The sequence below is a fragment of the Occultella kanbiaonis genome (genome assembly GCF_009708215.1).
GTDB lineage: Bacteria > Actinomycetota > Actinomycetes > Actinomycetales > Beutenbergiaceae > Occultella > Occultella kanbiaonis.
Window position 1 is genome coordinate 1,975,149 of the sequence record NZ_CP046175.1, and the last position, 18,935, is coordinate 1,994,083.

14 protein-coding genes are annotated in these 18,935 nt (G+C 72.5%); 9 read left to right on the forward strand and 5 right to left on the reverse strand.

The window, feature by feature from the left end; all coding sequences use genetic code 11:
• Positions 1 to 34 precede the first annotated feature (34 nt).
• A complete protein-coding gene (locus GKS42_RS09070) occupies positions 35 to 1,141 on the forward strand; it encodes a substrate-binding domain-containing protein (RefSeq protein WP_154793529.1) in 1,107 nt (368 codons plus the stop codon).
• Positions 1,142 to 1,148: 7 nt separating this feature from the next.
• Here GKS42_RS09070 and GKS42_RS09075 read toward each other — a convergent pair whose 3' ends face one another.
• From GKS42_RS09075 to GKS42_RS09095, 5 genes are read right to left on the reverse strand one after another with little or no spacing between them, the layout of a single operon-like run.
• Positions 1,149 to 2,390: a CehA/McbA family metallohydrolase gene (locus tag GKS42_RS09075; protein WP_154793530.1), complete on the reverse strand. Its 1,242-nt coding sequence runs from the start codon at positions 2,388 to 2,390 to the stop codon at positions 1,149 to 1,151.
• 2 nt (positions 2,391 to 2,392) lie between these two features.
• Entirely contained in the window at positions 2,393 to 3,466 is a 1,074-nt protein-coding gene (locus GKS42_RS09080; protein ID WP_154793531.1) for an ABC transporter ATP-binding protein, read from the reverse strand.
• Positions 3,466 to 4,368 carry a carbohydrate ABC transporter permease gene (locus GKS42_RS09085; protein WP_232847986.1) on the reverse strand — a complete coding sequence of 301 codons (903 nt, stop codon included), beginning with the start codon at positions 4,366 to 4,368 and terminating at the stop codon, positions 3,466 to 3,468. Before GKS42_RS09085 ends, GKS42_RS09080 begins: the two co-directional genes overlap by 1 nt.
• A complete protein-coding gene (locus GKS42_RS09090) occupies positions 4,365 to 5,309 on the reverse strand; it encodes a carbohydrate ABC transporter permease (RefSeq protein WP_232847987.1) in 945 nt (314 codons plus the stop codon). Before GKS42_RS09090 ends, GKS42_RS09085 begins: the two co-directional genes overlap by 4 nt.
• Positions 5,310 to 5,342: 33 nt before the next feature.
• The gene (locus tag GKS42_RS09095; protein WP_154793532.1) at positions 5,343 to 6,767 is read right to left on the reverse strand and encodes an extracellular solute-binding protein; all 1,425 of its coding nucleotides are present in this window, start codon (positions 6,765 to 6,767) and stop codon (positions 5,343 to 5,345) included.
• A 261-nt stretch (positions 6,768 to 7,028) separates the two neighbouring features.
• Between GKS42_RS09095 and smc the strand changes: the two genes are divergently transcribed.
• The 8 genes from smc (at position 7,029) to GKS42_RS09135 (ending at position 18,737) form a co-directional block, all read left to right on the forward strand.
• Positions 7,029 to 10,613, forward strand: a complete 3,585-nt coding sequence (gene smc, locus GKS42_RS09100) for a chromosome segregation protein SMC (protein WP_154793533.1) — start codon at positions 7,029 to 7,031, stop codon at positions 10,611 to 10,613.
• A gap of 99 nt (positions 10,614 to 10,712) precedes the next feature.
• Positions 10,713 to 11,009: a hypothetical protein gene (locus tag GKS42_RS09105; RefSeq protein ID WP_154793534.1), complete on the forward strand. Its 297-nt coding sequence runs from the start codon at positions 10,713 to 10,715 to the stop codon at positions 11,007 to 11,009.
• A gap of 51 nt (positions 11,010 to 11,060) precedes the next feature.
• Positions 11,061 to 12,275 (forward strand): signal recognition particle-docking protein FtsY, encoded by a 1,215-nt coding sequence (gene ftsY / locus GKS42_RS09110; RefSeq protein WP_154793535.1) that lies wholly within the window; start codon positions 11,061 to 11,063, stop codon positions 12,273 to 12,275.
• Positions 12,276 to 12,462: 187 nt separating this feature from the next.
• Positions 12,463 to 13,713 (forward strand): ammonium transporter, encoded by a 1,251-nt coding sequence (locus GKS42_RS09115; RefSeq protein ID WP_154793536.1) that lies wholly within the window; start codon positions 12,463 to 12,465, stop codon positions 13,711 to 13,713.
• On the forward strand, positions 13,710 to 14,048 hold the full coding sequence (locus GKS42_RS09120) for a P-II family nitrogen regulator (RefSeq protein WP_154793537.1): 339 nt from the start codon (positions 13,710 to 13,712) through the stop codon (positions 14,046 to 14,048). Before GKS42_RS09115 ends, GKS42_RS09120 begins: the two co-directional genes overlap by 4 nt.
• Positions 14,049 to 14,053: 5 nt before the next feature.
• Positions 14,054 to 15,841 carry an HD domain-containing protein gene (locus GKS42_RS09125; RefSeq protein WP_154793538.1) on the forward strand — a complete coding sequence of 596 codons (1,788 nt, stop codon included), beginning with the start codon at positions 14,054 to 14,056 and terminating at the stop codon, positions 15,839 to 15,841.
• A 99-nt stretch (positions 15,842 to 15,940) separates the two neighbouring features.
• Positions 15,941 to 17,536 carry a signal recognition particle protein gene (gene ffh, locus GKS42_RS09130; protein ID WP_154793539.1) on the forward strand — a complete coding sequence of 532 codons (1,596 nt, stop codon included), beginning with the start codon at positions 15,941 to 15,943 and terminating at the stop codon, positions 17,534 to 17,536.
• Between the two features lie 13 nt (positions 17,537 to 17,549).
• Entirely contained in the window at positions 17,550 to 18,737 is a 1,188-nt protein-coding gene (locus tag GKS42_RS09135) for an amidohydrolase family protein (RefSeq protein ID WP_154793540.1), read from the forward strand.
• Positions 18,738 to 18,935: the final 198 nt, after the last annotated feature.

Below are 18,935 nucleotides of genomic sequence, written 5' to 3' on the forward strand. Positions count from 1 at the left end.
TGCGATGGCGCCCCCGACCCGCTATTCCTGAGTCGTGCTCACCGAGGAACGTCGCGCCCGCATCGCTGCGGAGCTCCAGGCCAGCGGCGCCGTGGAGGTTCGCGAGCTCGCCGAGCGGTTCGACGTCAGCGTGATCACGATCCGGCGCGACCTTGCGTCGGTGGTCGCCTCCTCGCCGCAGTCACGGCGGGTGCGCGGTGGCGCGGTTCGCGAACCGGCCTGGGCGGCCTCGGAGCGGTCGCGCGGTCGCAGCGCTCGCAGTCCTCGCGAGACGGCTCCCGACGGCGAGGGTGCCCTGGTCGGGATCGTCGTGCCGGCGCGGGACTACTACTACCGCGCCGTCGTGGACGGCGCCCACGACGAAGCGGACCGGCTCGGGCTCCGGCTGCTGCTCGGGGTGTCCGACTACTCGAGGGAGGACGAGGTGACCCTGGTCGAGCGGATGCTCGCGCGCGGCGTGGACGCCCTGCTCGTCACGCCGGCCCGGACCCAGACCGCGGATGCCCGCATCTACCGCCTGCTCGCCGACGCCCGGGTGCCGGTGGTGCTGGTCGAGCGCGAGGTGCCCGATCCGTTCTCCGGCATCGAGTCCGTGCACACCGACCACGCGCTCGGGATGGCGGCGGCCATGCGCCACCTCATCGCCCTCGGACACCGCAGGATCGGGCTCGCCATGCGCCCGCGCAATCCCACCGGGCCGTGGCTGCGGGCCGGGATGGCGCTCGCGCGCGACGAGGCCGGCCCGTCGGTGTTGACGTTCGAGCACACCGTCGGCCCGGGCACCGGCGAGGAGTACACCCGGAGTCTGCGTCAGGTCCTGGACTCGGTTCGCGCGGCCGGCGAGAGCGCGGTGGTGGTGCTCTCCGACCATGAGGCCGTCGACCTCGCCGACGCGGCACCGGCGGCGGGACTGCGGATCCCACAGGACCTGGCGATCGTCGCCTACGACGACGAGCGGGCCGCGGACGCCACGGTTCCGCTCACGGCCGTCGCGCCGCCGAAGCGCGATCTCGGACGTCTCGCCGTGCGGATGTGCGCAGACCGGTTCGCGGAGCGGGACGCACCGGGGGAGCAGGCCCTGAGCCCGCGCCGTCAGGTGCTGCTGCCGACGCTGCGGGTGCGCGCGTCCACGACGATCTGAGTGACGCTCACGCGCAGATCGCGAGCACCCGCCGGTCCGGGTCCTCGAGGCGGTACGGCCCGATGCCCCAGGACGAGGCGACCGTGACCGAGGGACCGGTGATCCGCCGTCGGGCACCTTCGATGTCCACGAGCACAGAGCCCTCAGCCGACAGCGCGATCAGGTCCTCACCGAGCCGCAGCAGCATCGGGGTGTGCAGCGGGTCCGGGGTGGCGTCCGGGCGCACCCCGACGCTGATCGAGGTCCGGCCGGCCTGCACGCCGGCGACGATCGCCTCCGGCGTGTTCTCCGTTGCGGCCACCCACGTGGTCGGCGTGCCCAGGGTCCAGCCCTGACCGGGCTTGTGGAAGTCCGAGCCGCCGATCGGAACGACCTCGCCCCAGCGCGCCCAGAACGCCCACGGGAACGAGGCGGTCAGGTCCCGGAACCACGAGATGTGCCACAGTTCCAGGGCCCGCGGCAGGGTGGTGAGCGGGTGCTGCCAGGCGCAGTCGCCGTCGACGGCGTGGTTCACCGAGAGCACGCCACCGCGGGCGGCGACCTCGTGCACCCACCGCTGCGCGCTCTCGCGGAAGTCGATCCAGCCGATGTCCCCGAACGCGTTCGCGTGCCCGCGGGCGGTGGTGACCTCCTGGCCCGGGAGCAGGGTCACCGAGTGCCGGGCGCCGGCGCCGGGAAGGTGTGGGTGGTGGCTGGTCGTGTTGTGGTCGGTGACCGCGAGGAAGTCGAGCCCCGCGGCGGCTGCGCGGGCGGCGAGCTGGTCGATGCTCTCCGCACCGTCGGAGTGCAGGGTGTGGGCGTGGAAGTCGCCCGCGAACCAGGTCAGGCCGTCCGGTGCGGGCAGGCCGCGGGTGGACCCGGGCGGCGGGCCCGCTTCGACGGCGGCGGCCGGTTCGGTCTCGACGGCACCGGTCGCGGGGGCGTCGACCTCGAGCACGACGTCCAGCCCCGCACCGGGCAGCTGGTGCAGACCGAGGATCACGTGCCACTCGCCGGGCTCGAGCTCACCGGGCAGGTACCCGGGCGTGGCCGCGGTGGGGGTGATCACGAACCGGCTCCGGGCGCCGCCGGACCAGCCGCGCCACCCGCCCGGGCCCTCGCAGCCGAGGTCGAGCACGCCGGCGGAGGTGTCGTAGGACAGCCGGACCTCCACCGAGTCCGACCCCGGCGGCACCTCGAAGGCGACCGGCAGGTACCGGTTCTCGATCTGGTCGTCGATGGTCAGGTGCAGCCGGTGGGTGGTGGTCACGCTCAGCCGATCAGGTCGGTGGTCTCGGAGTCGAACAGCAGGCTACGTCGGGGGGTGGCGAGGACCCAGCCCCGGTCACCGGGTGCGGGCTCGTCGTCCTCGTCCAGGACGAGTTGCAGCCGGGTCTGGCCGCTGTGCGCCGAGACCAGCACCGACGCCCCGAGGTTCTCGATGACGCTCACCTCTGCCTCGATGCCTCCCTCGACCGGGGTGGTCGACCACTTCAGGTACTCCGGGCGGGCGCCCCAGACCACCGTGGCGCCGTCGCTGACCCGGCCCTGCGCGCCGGCCGGCAGCGGCACGGTGGCCCCGGCGACCCGGACCGCGCCGTCGGCCGTCTCCGCCTCGAGGAGGTTCATCGGCGTGGATCCGATGAACCCGGCCACGAAGGTGTTCACCGGCCGGGAGAACACCTCCCGTGGCGTGCCCACCTGCTGCAGCCGGCCCGCCTTCATGACCGCGATCCGGTCGGCGAGGGCGAGCGCCTCCGCCTGGTCATGGGTCACGAACACGGTGGTGACGCCGAGCTCGCGCTGGAGCTCCTTCAGGAAGGTGCGCGCCTCGAGGCGAAGCCGGGCGTCCAGGTTGGACAGGGGCTCGTCCAGGAGCAGCACCTCCGGGCGGGTGGCGACGGCGCGGGCGAGTGCGACCCGCTGCTGCTGCCCACCGGAGAGCTGAGCCGGCCGGCGCTGCATCAGCCCGTTCAGCGACAGTCCGTCGCCCACCTCGGTGGCCGTCCGGCGGCGGGGCACCTTGGCGATCCGCTTGATCTTCAAGGGGTAGGCGATGTTGTCCGCGACGTCCATGTGCGGGAAGAGCGCGTAGTCCTGGAACACCATGGCCACGCCCCGCTCACCGGGCTCGAGGTCGGTGACGTCCCGGTCGCCGATCTGCAGGGCGCCCTCGGTGATCGACTCGAGGCCCGCGATCGAGCGGAGCAGGGTGGTCTTGCCGCAGCCGGACGGGCCGAGGAGGGCGAAGAACTCGCCGTCGGCGATGGTGACGTCGACGCCGTCGACGCCGCGGACTCCGCCCGGGTACTCCTTGACCAGAGCGGTGGTGGTGATGGCTGCCATCAGGACTTGATCCCTCCGTGGAACCGGAATCCGTACCGGCGGTTGACGAGGAAGTACATCGCGATCACCGGGACGGAGAACACGAGCGAGAAGGCCGAGAGCAGGCGCAGGTCCGGCTGCCCGCCCTCGGTGTAGAAGGTGTACATCAGCACGGCCGCCGGCTGGGACTCCGGGGTCCGCAGCAGCAGGAACGGCACCAGGAAGTTGCCCCAGACCTGGACCACGGTCCAGACCGCCACGAACGCGAGCCCCGGGCGGGCCGTGGGCACCACCACGTGGGTCAGGATCTGCAGCGGGCTGGCGCCGTACAGCCGCGCGGACTCCTCGTAGGACTTCGGGATCGAGTCCATGAAGTCCTTGAGGATGAAGATGACGGTCGGCAGCACGCCACCGGCGAGCACCAGGATCACTCCGATCTGGGTGTTGATCAGCCCGATCTGGGTGATCAGCTGGAACGTCGGGACCATCGCCGCGGTGCCCGTGACGATCGAGGAGAGCAGCAGCAGCGCGTACAGCAGCCCATCCCGGCCCGGGATCCGCACCCGGGAGAGCGCGTACGCGGCGAGCGAGCCGAGGGTGAGCACCAGGGCCATGGTCCCGAGGCCGAGGATGAGCGAGTTGCGCAGCGAACCGAGGGCGTACCGGTTCTCGGCGATCCGGGCGAAGTTCGCCAGGGTCCAGTCCGGCCAGCCGACCGTGAGTGACGGATCGGCGTCGAACGGGGCGGTCACGAGCCACAGCATCGGCAGCGCGAAGAACGCGAGCACCAGGCCCATCGCGACCACGAACAGCACCCGGGACAGGTAGTGCCGCACCATCCGGCGTCCGAGCGACGGCGCGGGAGTGGCCGGGCGTGGGGCCGGTCCGTCGGATGCCTGTGGCAGCACGGGTTCGCCCGTCATCTCGACCCTCCGGAGGCGGCCCGGGCCACGCGCAGGTAGCCGAGCGCGATGACGAGGTTGATCAGGAGCATGATCAGCGAGATCGCGGCGCCCATGCCCAGCTGCCCGCCGGGGATCGCGGTCGTGTAGATGTACACGGCGAGGATCGCCGACTCGTCGCGCGGTCCACCGGCGGTGAGCAGGTACGGCGTGAACGTGTTGAACGTCCACAGCGTGATGAGCAGCGTGTTCGTCAGGATGTGCCCACGGATGTTCGGCAGCACCACGTCGCGCAGCTGCTGCCACGAACCGGCGCCGACCATCCGGGCGCTCTCCAGCTGCGAGGGCGGCACCGCGGCGAGCGCGGAGGAGAACAGCAGCATGGAGAACGCGGTGCCCACCCAGACGTTGAAGACGATGATGCTCACCATCGGGTACTCGATCAGCCAGGCGGTGCCCTCCGTGCCGAGCAGTGCGTTCAGCGTGCCGGTGCGCCGGTCGAGCAACGCCAGCCACAGGAACGAGGCGACGGACGCGGGCACCACCCAGGCGGCCAGGACCAAGGTCTCGATGACCGACTTCGCCCACCCGCGCACGTGCCGCAGCGCCCACGCGATCGAGAACCCGAGCAGGGTCTGCCCGATCACACCGGAGACCAGCACGAAGATCAGGGTGAGCCAGAGCGAGTGCCAGAACGCGTCGTCGGTGAGCGCGCTCGCGAAGTTGTCCAGCCCCACGAACTCCGGGTTCGCGGCCGCGAGGCCGGTGAGCCGGTAGTTCGTCATGCCCAGGTAGATGGTCCAGACCGCCGGGAAGACCAGGAACAGGCCGATCAGCGCCAGCGCCGGCGCGACGAACCCCCCCGCCCGGAGCCGGCCGAGTCCCGCGACGTCGTCCGCGCGCCGACGACGACCCGGCGACCGGCGGGGCCGTGGCCCCGCCGCCGCGTCGATCGCGCTCACCGCGCCGGCCGGTGTCGGCCCCGGAGGTGAGCGTCAGCCATTGTCGACGTTCTCCTCCCCGACGATGCCGGCGACGGCGTCCGCGTAGTTCGCGAGGGCGTCGTCGACCGGGTCTCCGGCAACCACGGCCTCGGTGGCCTCCTGCAGCGCCAGCGAGACCTCCGGGTAGGCGGCCAGGCCGGGCCGGTAGGCCGTGATCGGCAGCACCTCGTCGCTGACGAACGTCAGCATCGGGTCGCTGGCGAGCAGCTCGGCGTTGACGTCGGCACGCGGGGTGATGTTCAGCCCGTCCACGGCGCGGGCCTCGTAGGCCTCCGCGGAGTTCATGAACGCGAGCAGCTCCCAGGCGAGCTCGGGGTTGTCGCTGTTCGGGTTCAGCACCCGTCCGGTGCCGCCGGACATCGACACGAAGTCCTGCCCGTTGATGCCGCTGCCGGGCTCCTGCGCCGGGATCTGGGTGTACCCGACGACCTCGTCGCGGTTCGCCATCGGTGCGGTCCCCACGCCCTCGGCCGGGTTGATGACCGAGCGCCAGAAGTAGTCGCCCTCGAGCAGGATGCCGATCTCCCCTGCGGCGAACTGTGCGAACGAGGTGTCCCGGCCCGCGGCCTCCTGCTGGAGCACGGCGTCGCCGAGCTGCTCGTCGACGTAGATCGTGCGGTAGAACTCGAGCACGTCACGCAGTTCGTCGGTGCCTCCGATCCACTGGTCGTCGCGATACACCTCGGCCCCGGTGCCGACCAGCAACGGCAGCAGCCCCTGCATGGTGGTCGCCTCGCCCATGGCCGTGCCGGCGTTGATCTGGAGCGGGATCGGGACCCCCGACTCGGCCAGTGCCCGGCCTGCCTCGAGCACCTCCTCCCAGCTGGTCGGTTGCCAGTCCTCGGGTAGCCCGGCCGCGGCGAACAGGTCCTTGTTGAAGTAGAGCACCCGCCCGTCCGCGCCCTGGGGGATGCCGTACCGCTCGCCGTTGAACGAGAGCGCGTTCTGCACCGCGTCCGAGATCTGGTCCCAGCCCTCCCACTCGTCGACGGCCGAGCCGCCGACGGCGCTGAGCGGCTGGATGTAGCCGGCCTCGGCGAACTCGCCGACCCAGATCCCGTCCATGCCGATGATGTCGGCGCCGCCGCCGGACTGCAGGTCGAGCGAGATCTTCGTCTTGTAGTCCTCGTCGTCGACGCCCTGCGGCTCGAACACCACCGTGACGTCCCTGCCGTCGGCGGCCATGGCCGCCTCGAACTCCGGGATCACCCAGTCCTCGATCCACGCGGCCTCGGCGGCGTTCTTGCCGCCGGCGATGGCGTTCAGGGTGATGGTGATGGTGACCGGTCCGTCACTGCCCTCGCCGCCGCCGCCGCCGCCGTCGGTCGGATCGTCCGACCCGTCGTTGCCGCAGGCGCCGAGCAACAGGGCCGCCGTGGCCGTGCCGGCGATGATCGCTGCCAACTTCCTTCTCATGCTGGATCCTCCGGGAATCGCCCACGACGCGCAGGCGTCGTGGGACGGACGTGGATGATGTCGTTCGATGACGGGCGAATCCCGCGTAGGCATGACGATGCCGCCCCTGTGGGTTCCCCGTGGTGACGCATGTGCGTTTCGGTCCTCCCCGACCGTGGTATGTCCATATGTCCGGACGAAGTTGACTCTAGGGCGTCGGGTGCGCGGGGTCTAGGGGTGCGCCTCCATGGCGCGGCCCGGCCCCGGCGCTAGGCTGCGGGGGTGCACCTGAAGACGCTGACCCTGCGAGGATTCAAGTCCTTCGCGTCGGCGACCACGCTCCACCTCGAACCGGGCATCACCTGTGTGGTCGGGCCGAACGGCTCGGGCAAGTCGAACGTCGTGGACGCCCTGTCCTGGGTGATGGGCGAGCAGGGCGCGAAGACCCTGCGCGGCGGCAACATGGCGGACGTCATCTTCGCCGGCACCTCCTCCCGTCCGCCGCTGGGCCGGGCCGAGGTGTCGCTGACCATCGACAACGCCGACGGCGCCCTCCCGATCGAGTACTCCGAGGTCACCATCTCTCGGACGCTGTTCCGCAACGGCGGCTCCGAGTACGCCATCAACGGTTCGAGCTGCCGGCTCCTGGACATCCAGGACCTGCTCTCGGACTCCGGTCTCGGCCGCGAGATGCACGTGATCGTCGGGCAGGGGCGCCTCGACTCCGTGCTCTCCGCGAGCCCGGAGGAGCGCCGCGGCTTCATCGAGGAGGCGGCCGGGGTCCTCAAGCACCGCAAGCGCAAGGAGAAGGCGCTCCGCAAGCTCGAGGCGATGGCCGCGAACCTGGCCCGGGTGAGCGACCTCACCACCGAGATCCGCCGTCAGCTCGGCCCCCTGGCGAAGCAGGCCGACGTCGCGCGCCGGGCCCAGGTGGTTCAGGTGGACCTGCGCGACGCCCGCGCCCGGCTGCTCGCCGACGACCTGGTCCAACTCACCTCCACCCTCGCGCAGGAGGTCGCCGACGAGACCGCCCTGCGTGCCAAGCGGGCCGAGGTGGAGGCCGCGCAGCAGCGGGCCCGGGCCCGGCTCACGGACCTGGAGGCGGCCGCGGCAGCCGCCGCTCCGCACCTGTCCGACGCCACCGAGCAGTGGTACCGGCTGTCCAGCCTGCGCGAGCGGCTGCGCGGCACGCACACGCTCGCCGCCGAGCGCTGCCGCCTCCTCGGCGGACCTGTCGAGGAGGAGCAGAGCCGCCGGGATCCGGACGATCTCGACGCCCAGGCCCGCCGGGCCAGGCAGGCCGAGGCGGACCTGGACACCGAGATCGGCAAGGCCCGCGCCGACCTTGAGGCCGCGACCACCGAACGGCGGTTCGCGGAGGAGAAGGCGGCCGGGGCCGAACGGGCGCTCGCGGCGGTGCACCGCGGCGTCGCGGACCGGCGCGAGGGCCTCGCCCAGCTCACCGGCCAGGTCGGCGCCCGGCGTAGCCGGCTCGAGGCGACCGAGGCGGAACTGCAACGCCTGCGCGCGAACCTGGACTCCGCCGTCGAGCGGGCCGAGACCGCGCAGGCGGCCTTCGCCGCCCTGGAACAGCAGGCCGTCGGCGCCCAGGAGGGGGAGGAGGGCCTCGACGAGGCGCACGAGGCGGCCCTCGCCGCGCTCGAGGTCGCCACCGAGAAGGTTCGCGAGCTGCAGGAGGCGGAGCGGGAGGCCGAGGGTTCCCGTGCCACCTGGACCGCGCGACGTGATGCCCTCGACCTGTCGCTGACCCGCAAGGACGGCACCGGCTCGCTGCTCGAGGGGAACCCGGTGCCGGGTGTGCTCGGCTCGCTCGCCGACGTGCTCACCGTCGAACCCGGCTTCGAGAACGCGATCGCCGCGGCTCTCGGCCCGCTCGCCGACGCGGCCGCCGTCGAGTCCGTCGAGGTCGCCGTCGACGCGCTCCGGCACGTTCGCGAGCAGGACGCCGGGCAGGCCCGGCTCGCGATCGCGGCGCAGCCCGACGGCGCCGGCTCGTTCGGCGAGGCGCCTGCCGGTGGTCGGTGGGCGGGTGACCTCGTTCGGGTCGAGGGCCCGCTGGCGCCGACCGTTGCCCGGCTGCTGCGCGGGGTCGTGGTCGTCGAGGACCTGCGCTCGGCCAGGGCGGCCCTGGCCGGCGCCGGTGACGACGACCCGACCGGCGGCGCCGGGCTCGTCGTGGTCACCAGCGACGGCGACGTGCTCAGCCACACCGACGCCCGTGGCGGCAGCCCCGGTGGTCCGAGCGTGCTCGAGGTGCATGCCGCCCGCGAGGAGGCGCAGACCGAGCTCACGGCCGCGATCGCCCGGGCCGAGCAGACCCGGTTCGCGCTCGGCCCGGCGAAGCAGGCAGAGGCGGACGCCAAGGCCGAGGCGGACCTCACCCTGAACGCCCTGCACGACTCCGACGCCCAGCTCGCCGCGGTCTCCGAGAAGCTCGGCCAGCACGGGTCCGCCCTCCGGGCCGCCACCGCCGAGGCCGAGCGGGCCCGGCCGGCCATCGAGGCGGCCGAGGCCAAGCGGACCACGTACGCGGCCGAGCTGGCGGAGATCGCCGAACGGCTCCAGCACGCCCAACGCGAACCGGACCAGGCCGCGACGGATCTGGAGGGGGCCACCGCCGCGCGGGACGAGACCGCGGCCGCGGCCACCGCCACCCGCGCGAAGGAGACCGACGCCCGGCTCGTGCTGCGCACCGTGGAGGAGCGGGTCCGGGCGATCTCCGGTCGCGCCGAGTCCCTCGAACGCGCCGCCAAGGCGGAGCGGCACGCGCGCGAGGTCGCCGCCCAGCGCGCCCGACGCCGCGCCGAACAGTCCCGGGTGGCGGCCGCCGTCCGGGCCGGCGCAGCCCGCGCGCTCGAGCAGATCGAGTCGTCCCTTGCCCTCGCCCACACCCAGCGGCAGCAGGCCGAGGACGCCCGTGCCCAACGGGACGCGGAGCTGACCACCGTAAGGGCGGACCTGGACGAGCTGTCCAGGCAGTACTCCGAGCTCACCGACGTGGTGCACCGCGACGAGGTGGCCCGGGCCCAGCAGAAGCTGCGGATCGAGCAGTACGAGCAGCGCGCCGTCGAGGAGCTGGGGCTGGACCCGCAGGTGCTCGTCGCCGAGTACGGACCGGACCAGCTGGTGCCGGCCGTGCCGGCACCGGGCACGCCCGAGGACGACGTGCCCGAGCCGCACCCGTACGTGCGCGCCGAGCAGGAGAAGCGGCTGCGAGCGGCCGAGCGGGCGCTGTCCCTGCTCGGGCGGGTGAACCCGCTCGCCCTCGAGGAGCACGCCGCCCTCGAGGAGCGGCACCGGTTCCTCACCGAACAGCTGAACGACCTGAAGAAGTCCCGAGCGGACCTCCTCGAGATCGTCAAGGAGATCGACGAGCGGGTCGAGCGGGTGTTCACCGAGGCCTACCGGGACACGGCCGAACAGTTCGAGGGCGTCTTCTCCCGGCTGTTCCCAGGCGGGGAGGGCCGGCTCATCCTCACCGACCCGGAGAACATGCTCACCACCGGCATCGAGGTCGAGGCCCGCCCACCCGGCAAGAAGGTCAAGCGGCTCTCGCTGCTTTCCGGTGGCGAGCGTTCGCTGACCGCCGTGGCCCTCCTGGTCGCGATCTTCAAGGCCCGGCCGAGCCCGTTCTACGTCATGGACGAGGTGGAGGCCGCGCTCGACGACGTGAACCTCGGCCGCCTGCTGGACATCTTCCGCGAGCTGCAGGAGGACTCGCAGCTCATCGTGGTCACCCACCAGAAGCGCACGATGGAGATCGCGGACGCCCTGTACGGGGTCACGATGCGCGGCGACGGCGTCACGACCCTGATCAGTCAGCGACTGCACGAGAACGTCGGATGAACATCCGACGACGTGTGAGTGAGGTCATGATCACGATCCGGTGACGACTCGGCGAGTCCGGGCCGAGGGTGTCCCGGCGCGGGTGATACTCACGTGGTGATGGATGCAGTGGTCGTGGTCGCCATCGGCGTGATGCTCGCCGTGGTGGTGGTGGCTGTCCTGGTGCGCCGGCACGTGCCGGCGCAGGGTGTGTTCTCCTGGCTGGGCGAGTCGCTGCGATCCGTTCGCACGCGCACCGATCCGGCCGACCAGGGGGAGTACCTGGAGCAGACCGCGGTCGACGCCCAGCGGTCGCTGACGGTCTCCGACATCCTCGATCTCGCCGAGGACGGTCCGGCCTACCACACCCCCGTGGACCTGCGCGAGGTCATGGACCGGGCCCGCCCCGGCCGCTGACGCCCGACCCGGAAGTGGCTCCGGACCGGCCGTGTGGGCCACACTGAGGTCGTGCTCGAAGACATCTGGATCTACCTCGTCCTGGCCGTCGTGGTCATCGGCGGCGGCGCCGTCGCCCTGTTCCGCGGGCGTGGCGGCAAGCCGCGCGACCTGCCGCCGGGCTCGGGTGCGAGCGGCGGTGCCCGCTCGGGGACCGCCACGCTCGACACCGACACGGACACCGATGGTGCCGCCGGCCCGGTCGCCCCGCCCGAGGCGGACACGGACACGACGGCGCAACCCACCGCCGTCGAGCCTGCCGAACCCGAGGCACCCGCGCTCGAGCACCCCGAGCCGGCGGCCGGCCGCCTGGTCCGGCTCCGGGAACGGTTGGCCCGCTCCGGTGCGCTCGGCTCGACGCTGCTGCGGCTGCTCTCCCGCGGGGACATCTCCGAGGCCGACTGGGAGGAGATCGAGGAGACCCTGCTCCTCGCCGACATCGGCGCCGGCCCCACCGACGAGCTCATGCAGGCGCTGCGCACCCGGGTCAAGGTGCTCGGCACCACCGACCCGGAGCAGGTCCGCGACATCCTCCGGGAGGAACTGCTCACCCTGGTGGACCCGGGCATGGACCGACGGCTGGCCGCCAGCCCCGTCGTCGGCGACGACGGCGAACCGCACCCCGCCACCATCCTCATGGTCGGCGTCAACGGCACCGGGAAGACCACGACGGTCGGCAAGCTCGCCCGGCTGCTCGTGGCAGAGGACCGGGACGTGCTGCTCGGCGCCGCGGACACCTTCCGCGCCGCCGCCGCGGACCAGCTCGCCACCTGGGGCGAGCGCGTGGGCGTGCCGGTGGTCCGCTCGGACCGGGACGGCGCCGACCCCGCCGCGGTCGCGTTCGACGCCGTCAAGGCTGGCCGCGAGGCCGGTGTGGACGTGGTCCTGATCGACACGGCCGGCCGCTTGCAGAACAAGGCCGGCCTGATGGACGAGCTCGGCAAGATCAAGCGGGTCGTCGCGCGGCAGGCACCCGTGGCCGAGGTGCTGCTCGTCCTGGACGCGACCACCGGGCAGAACGGGATGCGGCAGGCGCAGGTGTTCGCCGACGTCGTCGACGTCACCGGGATCGTCCTGACCAAGCTCGACGGCACCGCCAAGGGCGGCATCGTGGTGGCCGTCCAGCGCGAGCTCGGGGTGCCCGTGAAGTTCGTCGGCCTGGGGGAGGGGCCGGACGACCTGGCGCCGTTCGATCCGAAGGGCTTCGTCGACGCGCTCGTCGCCTGACCCCGCCGGCGCTCCGCAGGAGCCTGCCCGTCTCAGGATCCGGGATCCAGGTCTCGCGAAACCTGACGTTCACATCGATCGCGAATCTGTCACACGCCCGTAACACCAGCGGTGGGGCAGTGAAACGCCACTCCAAGAGTCTTCTCCACAGACCGGCCGCCCGGCCGGCGTGTGGAAAGGCGAGCGAATGGAAGAGCTCAACTACGGAGCCACGGCCTGGATGCTGACGTCGGCGTCCCTCGTGCTCCTGATGACACCCGGCCTGGCGTTGTTCTACGGCGGCATGACGCGGAGCAAGTCCGTCCTGAACATGATGATGATGTCGTTCGGCGCCATGGGCGTCATCGGCGTGATCTACGTGCTCTGGGGGTGGTCGATGTCCTACGGAGCGGACGTCGGCGGAATCTTCGGCAACCCGTTCGACCAGTTCGGGCTGGTCGGCACGATCTACGACGAGAGCGGCGAGTTCATCATCGACGGGTTCGGCGTGCCGGCGATCGTCGGCGTCGCGTTCCAGGTGACGTTCGCGATCATCACGACCGCCCTGATCAGCGGCGCCATCGCCGACCGCACCAAGTTCTCCTCCTGGATGGTCTTCGTGGCCCTCTGGGTCACCCTCGCCTACTTCCCGATGGCCCACATGGTCTGGGGTGGCGGACTGCTCTCCGGTGACGGACCGTTCGCCGGGATCGCGGCACCGATCGACTTCGCCGGTGGCACGGTCGTCCACATCAACGCCGGTGTGGCGGGCCTCGTGCTCGCGCTGATCATCGGCAAGCGCAAGGGCTTCGGCACGGACCCGATGCGTCCGCACAACCTGCCGCTGGTGATGCTCGGTGCGGCGCTGCTCTGGTTCGGCTGGTTCGGCTTCAACGCCGGCTCGGCGTTCACCGCCGACGGCACCGCGGGTCTGGCCTGGGTGAACACGACGTCGGCGACGGCGGCCGCCATGCTGGGCTGGCTGCTCACCGAGCGCATCAAGTACGGCAAGGGCACGTCGCTGGGCGCCGCGTCCGGGGTCGTCGCCGGTCTGGTCGCGATCACGCCGGCCGCCGGTGCGCTGAACCCGGTCACCTCGATCGCGCTCGGCGCCATCGCCGGGGTGCTGTGCGCCCTGGCCGTGGGACTCAAGCACAAGCTCGGCTACGACGACTCGCTCGACGTGGTCGGCGTACACCTGGTCGGTGGGCTGGTCGGCACCGTCCTGATCGGAGTCTTCGCCACCGACGGAGGACTGATCTTCGGCGGCGGCTTCAACCAGCTCGCCGTGCAGATCATCATCGCGGTGGTCGCGATCGTCTTCTCCGGGGTCATCACCGCCGTCATCGGGCTCGCCATCAAGGCCACCATGGGCTGGCGGGTGCCGGAGGAGGATGAGGTCCGGGGCATCGACCTGGCCGAGCACGCCGAGACCGCTTACGAGGAGATCAACTCATGAAGCTCATCACCGCAGTGATCCAGCCGCACAAGCTGGACGACGTCAAGTCCGCCCTCGAGGCCGCGGGGGTCCGTGGCATGACGGTCAGCGAGGCCAGCGGCTACGGCCGGCAGAAGGGTCACACCGAGGTCTACCGCGGTGCCGAGTACACCGTGGACCTGGTGCCGAAGGTGCGCGTGGAGGTGCTCGTCGAGGACGGCGACGCCACCACTCTCGCCGGGGTCGTGGTCAACGCCGCCCAGTCCGGGAAGATCGGCGACGGCAAGGTCTGGGTCAGCCCCGTCGAGGACGTCATCCGGGTCCGCACCGGAGCCAGCGGGCCGGACGCCCTGTAGACGTGATGTCCGCGTCCCCAACCGGGCACGAGGAGGCCCCGCAGCCCTTGCTGCGGGGCCTCCGCCGGGCTCGGCTCGAGCACCCCACCAGCCCCGCCGGCACCCGCTACCGGCAGGCGCTCGCCGACCTCGTCGACGGCGCCCTGATCGACCTCTGGCACGACGCCGCGGAGCGCAGCGGCGTGGACGTCAGCACCGGCGTGGCGCTCAGCGCCGTCGGCTCCCACGGGCGCCGGGATGCCGGCCCCACCAGCGACCTCGACCTCATGCTCGTGCACGACGGCCAGACCCACGCGCCGGAGCAGGTAGCGGCCCTCGCCGAGGCACTCTGGTACCCGATCTGGGACTCCGGGCTCGACCTGGACCACTCGGTACGGAGCCTTGCCCAATGCCGACACGTCGCGTCCGCGGACCTGCCGGCCGCCGTCGGGCTCCTCGACGTGCGCTGCCTCGCCGGCGACGCAGGAGTGTTGCACCGGGCCCGCTCCGCCGTGCTCGCGGACTGGCGCTCGGCGGCCCGCCGCCGGCTGCCCGAGCTGCTGAACTCGACCCGTGCCCGCGCCGAGCGACACGGCGAGCTCGCGTACCTGACCGAGCCGGACCTGAAGGAGGCCCGCGGCGGGATCCGGGACGCCATCGTGACCTGGGCGCTCGCCGCGACCTGGCTGACCGACCGGCCGCACGGGGACGTGGACGGCGCCTACGAGCACCTGCTCGACGTGCGTGACGCGCTCGCGTCCGTGACGGGCCGGCCCGCGTTCCGGCTGCTCCGGGTCCACCAGGACGACGTGGCCGCGCGACTTGGCCACCCGGACGCCGACGAGCTGCTCGCCGGGATCGCGCACTCCGCCCGCGTGGTCGCGTACTCCCTCGACACCACGGTGCGCCACGCGAAGCAGGCCCTGCGGCGGCCCTCGCTGCGGCTGCGCCCGGCGCTCGTCCGGGGTCGGCGGGTGCCACCCCGGCTGCGCACCGTGGCCGACAACCTCGTCGAGCACGACGGCGAGCTCGTCCTCGGTATCGACGCGCGACCCGAGGCGGACGCGGAGCTGGCGCTGCGCGCCGCGGCGACGGCGGCCCGCACCAGGCTGCCGCTGTCGCCGGTGACGATCGCCTCGCTGCAGCGCACGGTGGACCTGCCGACGCCCTGGCCGGCGTCGGCGACCGAACATCTGCTCGCGCTGCTGCGCAGCGGCGAGGCTCAGATCCCGATCTGGGAGGTGCTCGACCTGGCCGGGCTGGTCACCCGGTGGTTCCCCGAGTGGGCCGCCGTCCGGAACCGGCCGCAGCGCAGCCCCGTGCACGTCTACACCGTGGACCGGCACCTGGTGCAGACCGTCGCGAACGTGCACCTCGTCACCCGCCGCGGCGAGCTCGACGACGGCGGCGACCCCGCCGACCGCGACACCGTCCTGTGGGCCGCCCTCTTCCACGACATCGGCAAGGTCGCGGGAGCCGAGGACCACAGCGAGGTCGGGGAGCGGATCGTCGGCCCGATCCTCGAACGGCTCGGCCTGCCCGAGCAGACCCGCCACGACGTGGGGCTCCTGGTGCGCCACCACCTGATCCTGGCCGAGACCGCCACCCGCGCGGACCTGGAGGACCCCGCCGTCGCCGCCCGGGTGGCCGCCGCCATGGAGAACCGCCCGGCCATGGTGCGGCTGCTGCGCGTGCTCACCGAGGCCGACGCCCGCGCCGCCGGACCCAAGGCGTGGACGGCCTGGCGGGCGCAGCTCGTGGACACCCTGACCACGCGGGTGCTGGCCCGGCTGGCGGTCGCGCCGGGGGCCTGACCGGCATCGCCGGGTGCGCCGAGCCGGGCCGCGGGCGAAGGGCCGGCGACGGGAAGATATCCTGGAAGGCAGTCCCGCCCACTCGCTTAAGGAATCCGCGTGTTCGCCAGCCTCTCCGATCGGCTCTCCGCCACCTTCAAGTCGCTACGTGGCAAGGGGCGGTTGTCCGAAGCGGACATCGAGACCACCGTCTCGCAGATCCGCCGGGCCCTGCTCGACGCCGACGTCGCGGTCCCGGCAGTCCGTGCGTTCACCTCCGCCGTGCGCGAGCGGGCCACCTCGGCCGAGGTGTCGCAGGCGCTGAACCCGGCGCAGCAGATCGTCAAGATCGTCAACGAGCAGCTCATCGAGATCCTCGGTGGCGAGAGCCGCGAGCTGGCCTTCGCCAAGCACCCGCCGACCGTGATCATGCTGGCCGGACTGCAGGGTGCCGGTAAGACGACGCTCGCCGGAAAGCTCGGCAAGTGGCTGAAGGAGGAGGGCCACACCCCGCTGCTGGTGGCCTCGGACCTGCAGCGACCCAACGCCGTCACCCAGCTGCAGGTGGTCGGCGGCCAGGCCGGCGTGCCCGTGTGGGCGCCCGAGCCGGGCAACGGCGTCGGGAACCCGATCGAGGTCGCCCGCAGCGGTGTGGCGCACGCGCGGGAGAAGTACTACGACGTCGTCGTCGTCGACACCGCCGGCCGCCTCGGTGTCGACGCCGAGCTGATGCAGCAGGCCGCGGACATCCGCGACGCCGTGAACCCGGACGAGATCCTGTTCGTGGTCGACGCCATGATCGGTCAGGACGCGGTCACCACCGCCCAGGCGTTCGCGGACGGCGTCGGGTTCACCGGGGTGGTGCTCTCCAAGCTCGACGGCGACGCCCGCGGTGGTGCGGCGCTGTCCATCCGGACCGTCACCGGCAAGCCGGTCCTGTTCGCCTCGACCGGTGAGAAGCTCACCGACTTCGAGCGCTTCCACCCGGACCGGATGGCCTCGCGCATCCTGGACATGGGCGACGTCCTGACCCTCATCGAGCAGGCCGAGAAGGCGTTCGACGAGGGCCAGGCCGAGGAGATGGCCAACAAGATCGCCGGCGACGGCGACTTCACGCTGCAGGACTTCCTCGGCTACATGCAGCAGATGAAGCAACTCGGCTCGATGAAGAAGATGCTCGGCATGCTGCCGGGCATGGGCCAGATGCGTGAGCAGCTGGAGAACTTCGACGAGCGTGAGGTCGTGCGGGTCGAGGCCATGGTCCAGTCCATGACCCCGGCCGAGCGCCAGAACCCGAAGATCATCAACGGCTCCCGCCGGTCCCGGATCGCGAAGGGATCCGGTTCCACCGTGAGCGAGATCAACGGGCTCCTGGACCGCTTCGAGCAGGCGAAGACCATGATGCGCTCGATGGCTCGGGGCGGGATGAAGGGCGGCATGCCCGGGATGGGTGGCCTGCCCGGCATGGGTGGGATGCCCGGCGGTGGGAAGAAGTCCCGTGGCCGGATGGCCCCGCCGCCCAAGCGTGGCAAGAAGGGCAAGTCCGGGAACCCCGCCAAGCGTGCGCAGCAGGAGCGGGAGGCCGCCGAGCGTGCGTCCGCCCCGGCGAACGCACCCGCCGGGTCCGCGTTCGGGATGGGCTCGGCGGACCCGACCACCGTGGACCCCTCGGCGCTCGAGCTGCCGAAGGGCTTCGAGAAGTTCCTCGGCCGCTGACGCCCCGGCCACCATGACCTCCTCCGGCGACGCGATCGCGCTCACCGGCACGATCGTCGCCGACGGCGAGCGCGAGTACGGGCGCGCCTGGGTTCGCGACGGGCGTCTCACCCTCGATGAGCCCGCATCGGGCCCGACGGCGGCGGTCACCATCTCCGGGTGGGTGCTGCCGGGACTGGTGGACCTGCACTGCCACCTCGGCCTCGGCCCGGACGGCGCAGTCGACGAGGCCACGACCCTGGCCCAGGCCGCGACCGACCTCGCCGCCGGGACCCTGCTCGTGCGCGACGCCGGTTCGCCCATCGACTCCCGCTGGCTGCAGCACGCCCCGGCCGGGAGCCCGTCGCGAGCGGGTGACGCGGCGGCGCGACCGGCGGCTCCGGCCGTGCGACCACGCCCTCGTGTGGACGCGCCGGAGCTGATCAGAGCCGGCCACCACCTCGCCCGGCCGAAGCGGTACCTGCGCCACTACGCCACGGAACTCGACGACGTCGCCGACCTGCCCGTCGCGATGGCCGAGCAGGCCGCCTTCGGTGACGGCTGGGTGAAGATCGTGGGGGACTGGATCGACCGGGCTCGCGGGGCCGACAGCGACCTCGAACCGCTCTGGCCGGCGGACGTGTTGGCCGCGGGCATCGCCGCCGCGCACGACGCCGGCGCGCGCGTCACGGTGCACACGTTCGCGACCGAGACCGTCGACCCGCTGCTGGACGCCGGCGTGGACTGCCTCGAGCACGGGACCGGGCTGACCCCCGCCCAGATCGAGCGCGCCGCGGCCGCGGGCGTCGCGGTGGTCCCGACGCTGCTGCAGATCCACCGGTTCGAGGCGATCGCGGCCCAGGGCCAGGCGAAGTACCCGCGCTACGCGGCCCGGATGCGGGCGATGCACGCGCGGCGGTACGCGCAGGTCCGCGACCTCCACGACGCCGGGGTGCGGCTGTTCCTCGGCACCGACGCCGGCGGCACCATCGGGCACGGCCGGATCGCCGACGAGGCCGCCGAACTGGTCCGGGCCGGCCTGACCGCCGCCCAGGTGGTGGCCGCGGCCAGCTGGCTGGCCCGTGATTACCTCGGCCGTCCGGGCATCGCCGACGGTGCGCCCGCGGACGTCGTCGTCTACCCGGCCGACCCCCGCGAGGACATCGCCGTCCTCGCCCACCCGAGCGCCGTCATTCGCGCCGGGCACCTGCTAGCGCGCTGACCATCCAGGCCCCACTCGCGGGCCCGGACCACCCGCTCGCCGGCCGGCCCCAATCGCTCGCCGGCCGGCCCCAATCGCTCGCCGGCCGGCCCCTCGCACTCGTCGGCCGGCCCCAATCGAGTTAGTCGCCAACACCTCGAGGTAGGCCTGAATTTCTGGCTGACTCGAGGTGTCGGCGACTAGGTCGATGAGGGGGGT

What these genes read in the sequence shown, in the direction of transcription:
- GKS42_RS09080 (WP_154793531.1), bottom strand. Translation starts at nt 3,466, where the DNA reads ATGGCAGCCATCACCACCACCGCTCTGGTCAAGGAGTACCCGGGCGGA.
- GKS42_RS09085 (WP_232847986.1), bottom strand. Translation starts at nt 4,368, where the DNA reads ATGACGGGCGAACCCGTGCTGCCACAGGCATCCGACGGACCGGCCCCA.
- GKS42_RS09095 (WP_154793532.1), bottom strand. Translation starts at nt 6,767, where the DNA reads ATGAGAAGGAAGTTGGCAGCGATCATCGCCGGCACGGCCACGGCGGCC.
- GKS42_RS09105 (WP_154793534.1), top strand. Translation starts at nt 10,713, where the DNA reads ATGGATGCAGTGGTCGTGGTCGCCATCGGCGTGATGCTCGCCGTGGTG.
- GKS42_RS09115 (WP_154793536.1), top strand. Translation starts at nt 12,463, where the DNA reads ATGGAAGAGCTCAACTACGGAGCCACGGCCTGGATGCTGACGTCGGCG.
- GKS42_RS09120 (WP_154793537.1), top strand. Translation starts at nt 13,710, where the DNA reads ATGAAGCTCATCACCGCAGTGATCCAGCCGCACAAGCTGGACGACGTC.
- GKS42_RS09125 (WP_154793538.1), top strand. Translation starts at nt 14,054, where the DNA reads ATGTCCGCGTCCCCAACCGGGCACGAGGAGGCCCCGCAGCCCTTGCTG.
- GKS42_RS09135 (WP_154793540.1), top strand. Translation starts at nt 17,550, where the DNA reads ATGACCTCCTCCGGCGACGCGATCGCGCTCACCGGCACGATCGTCGCC.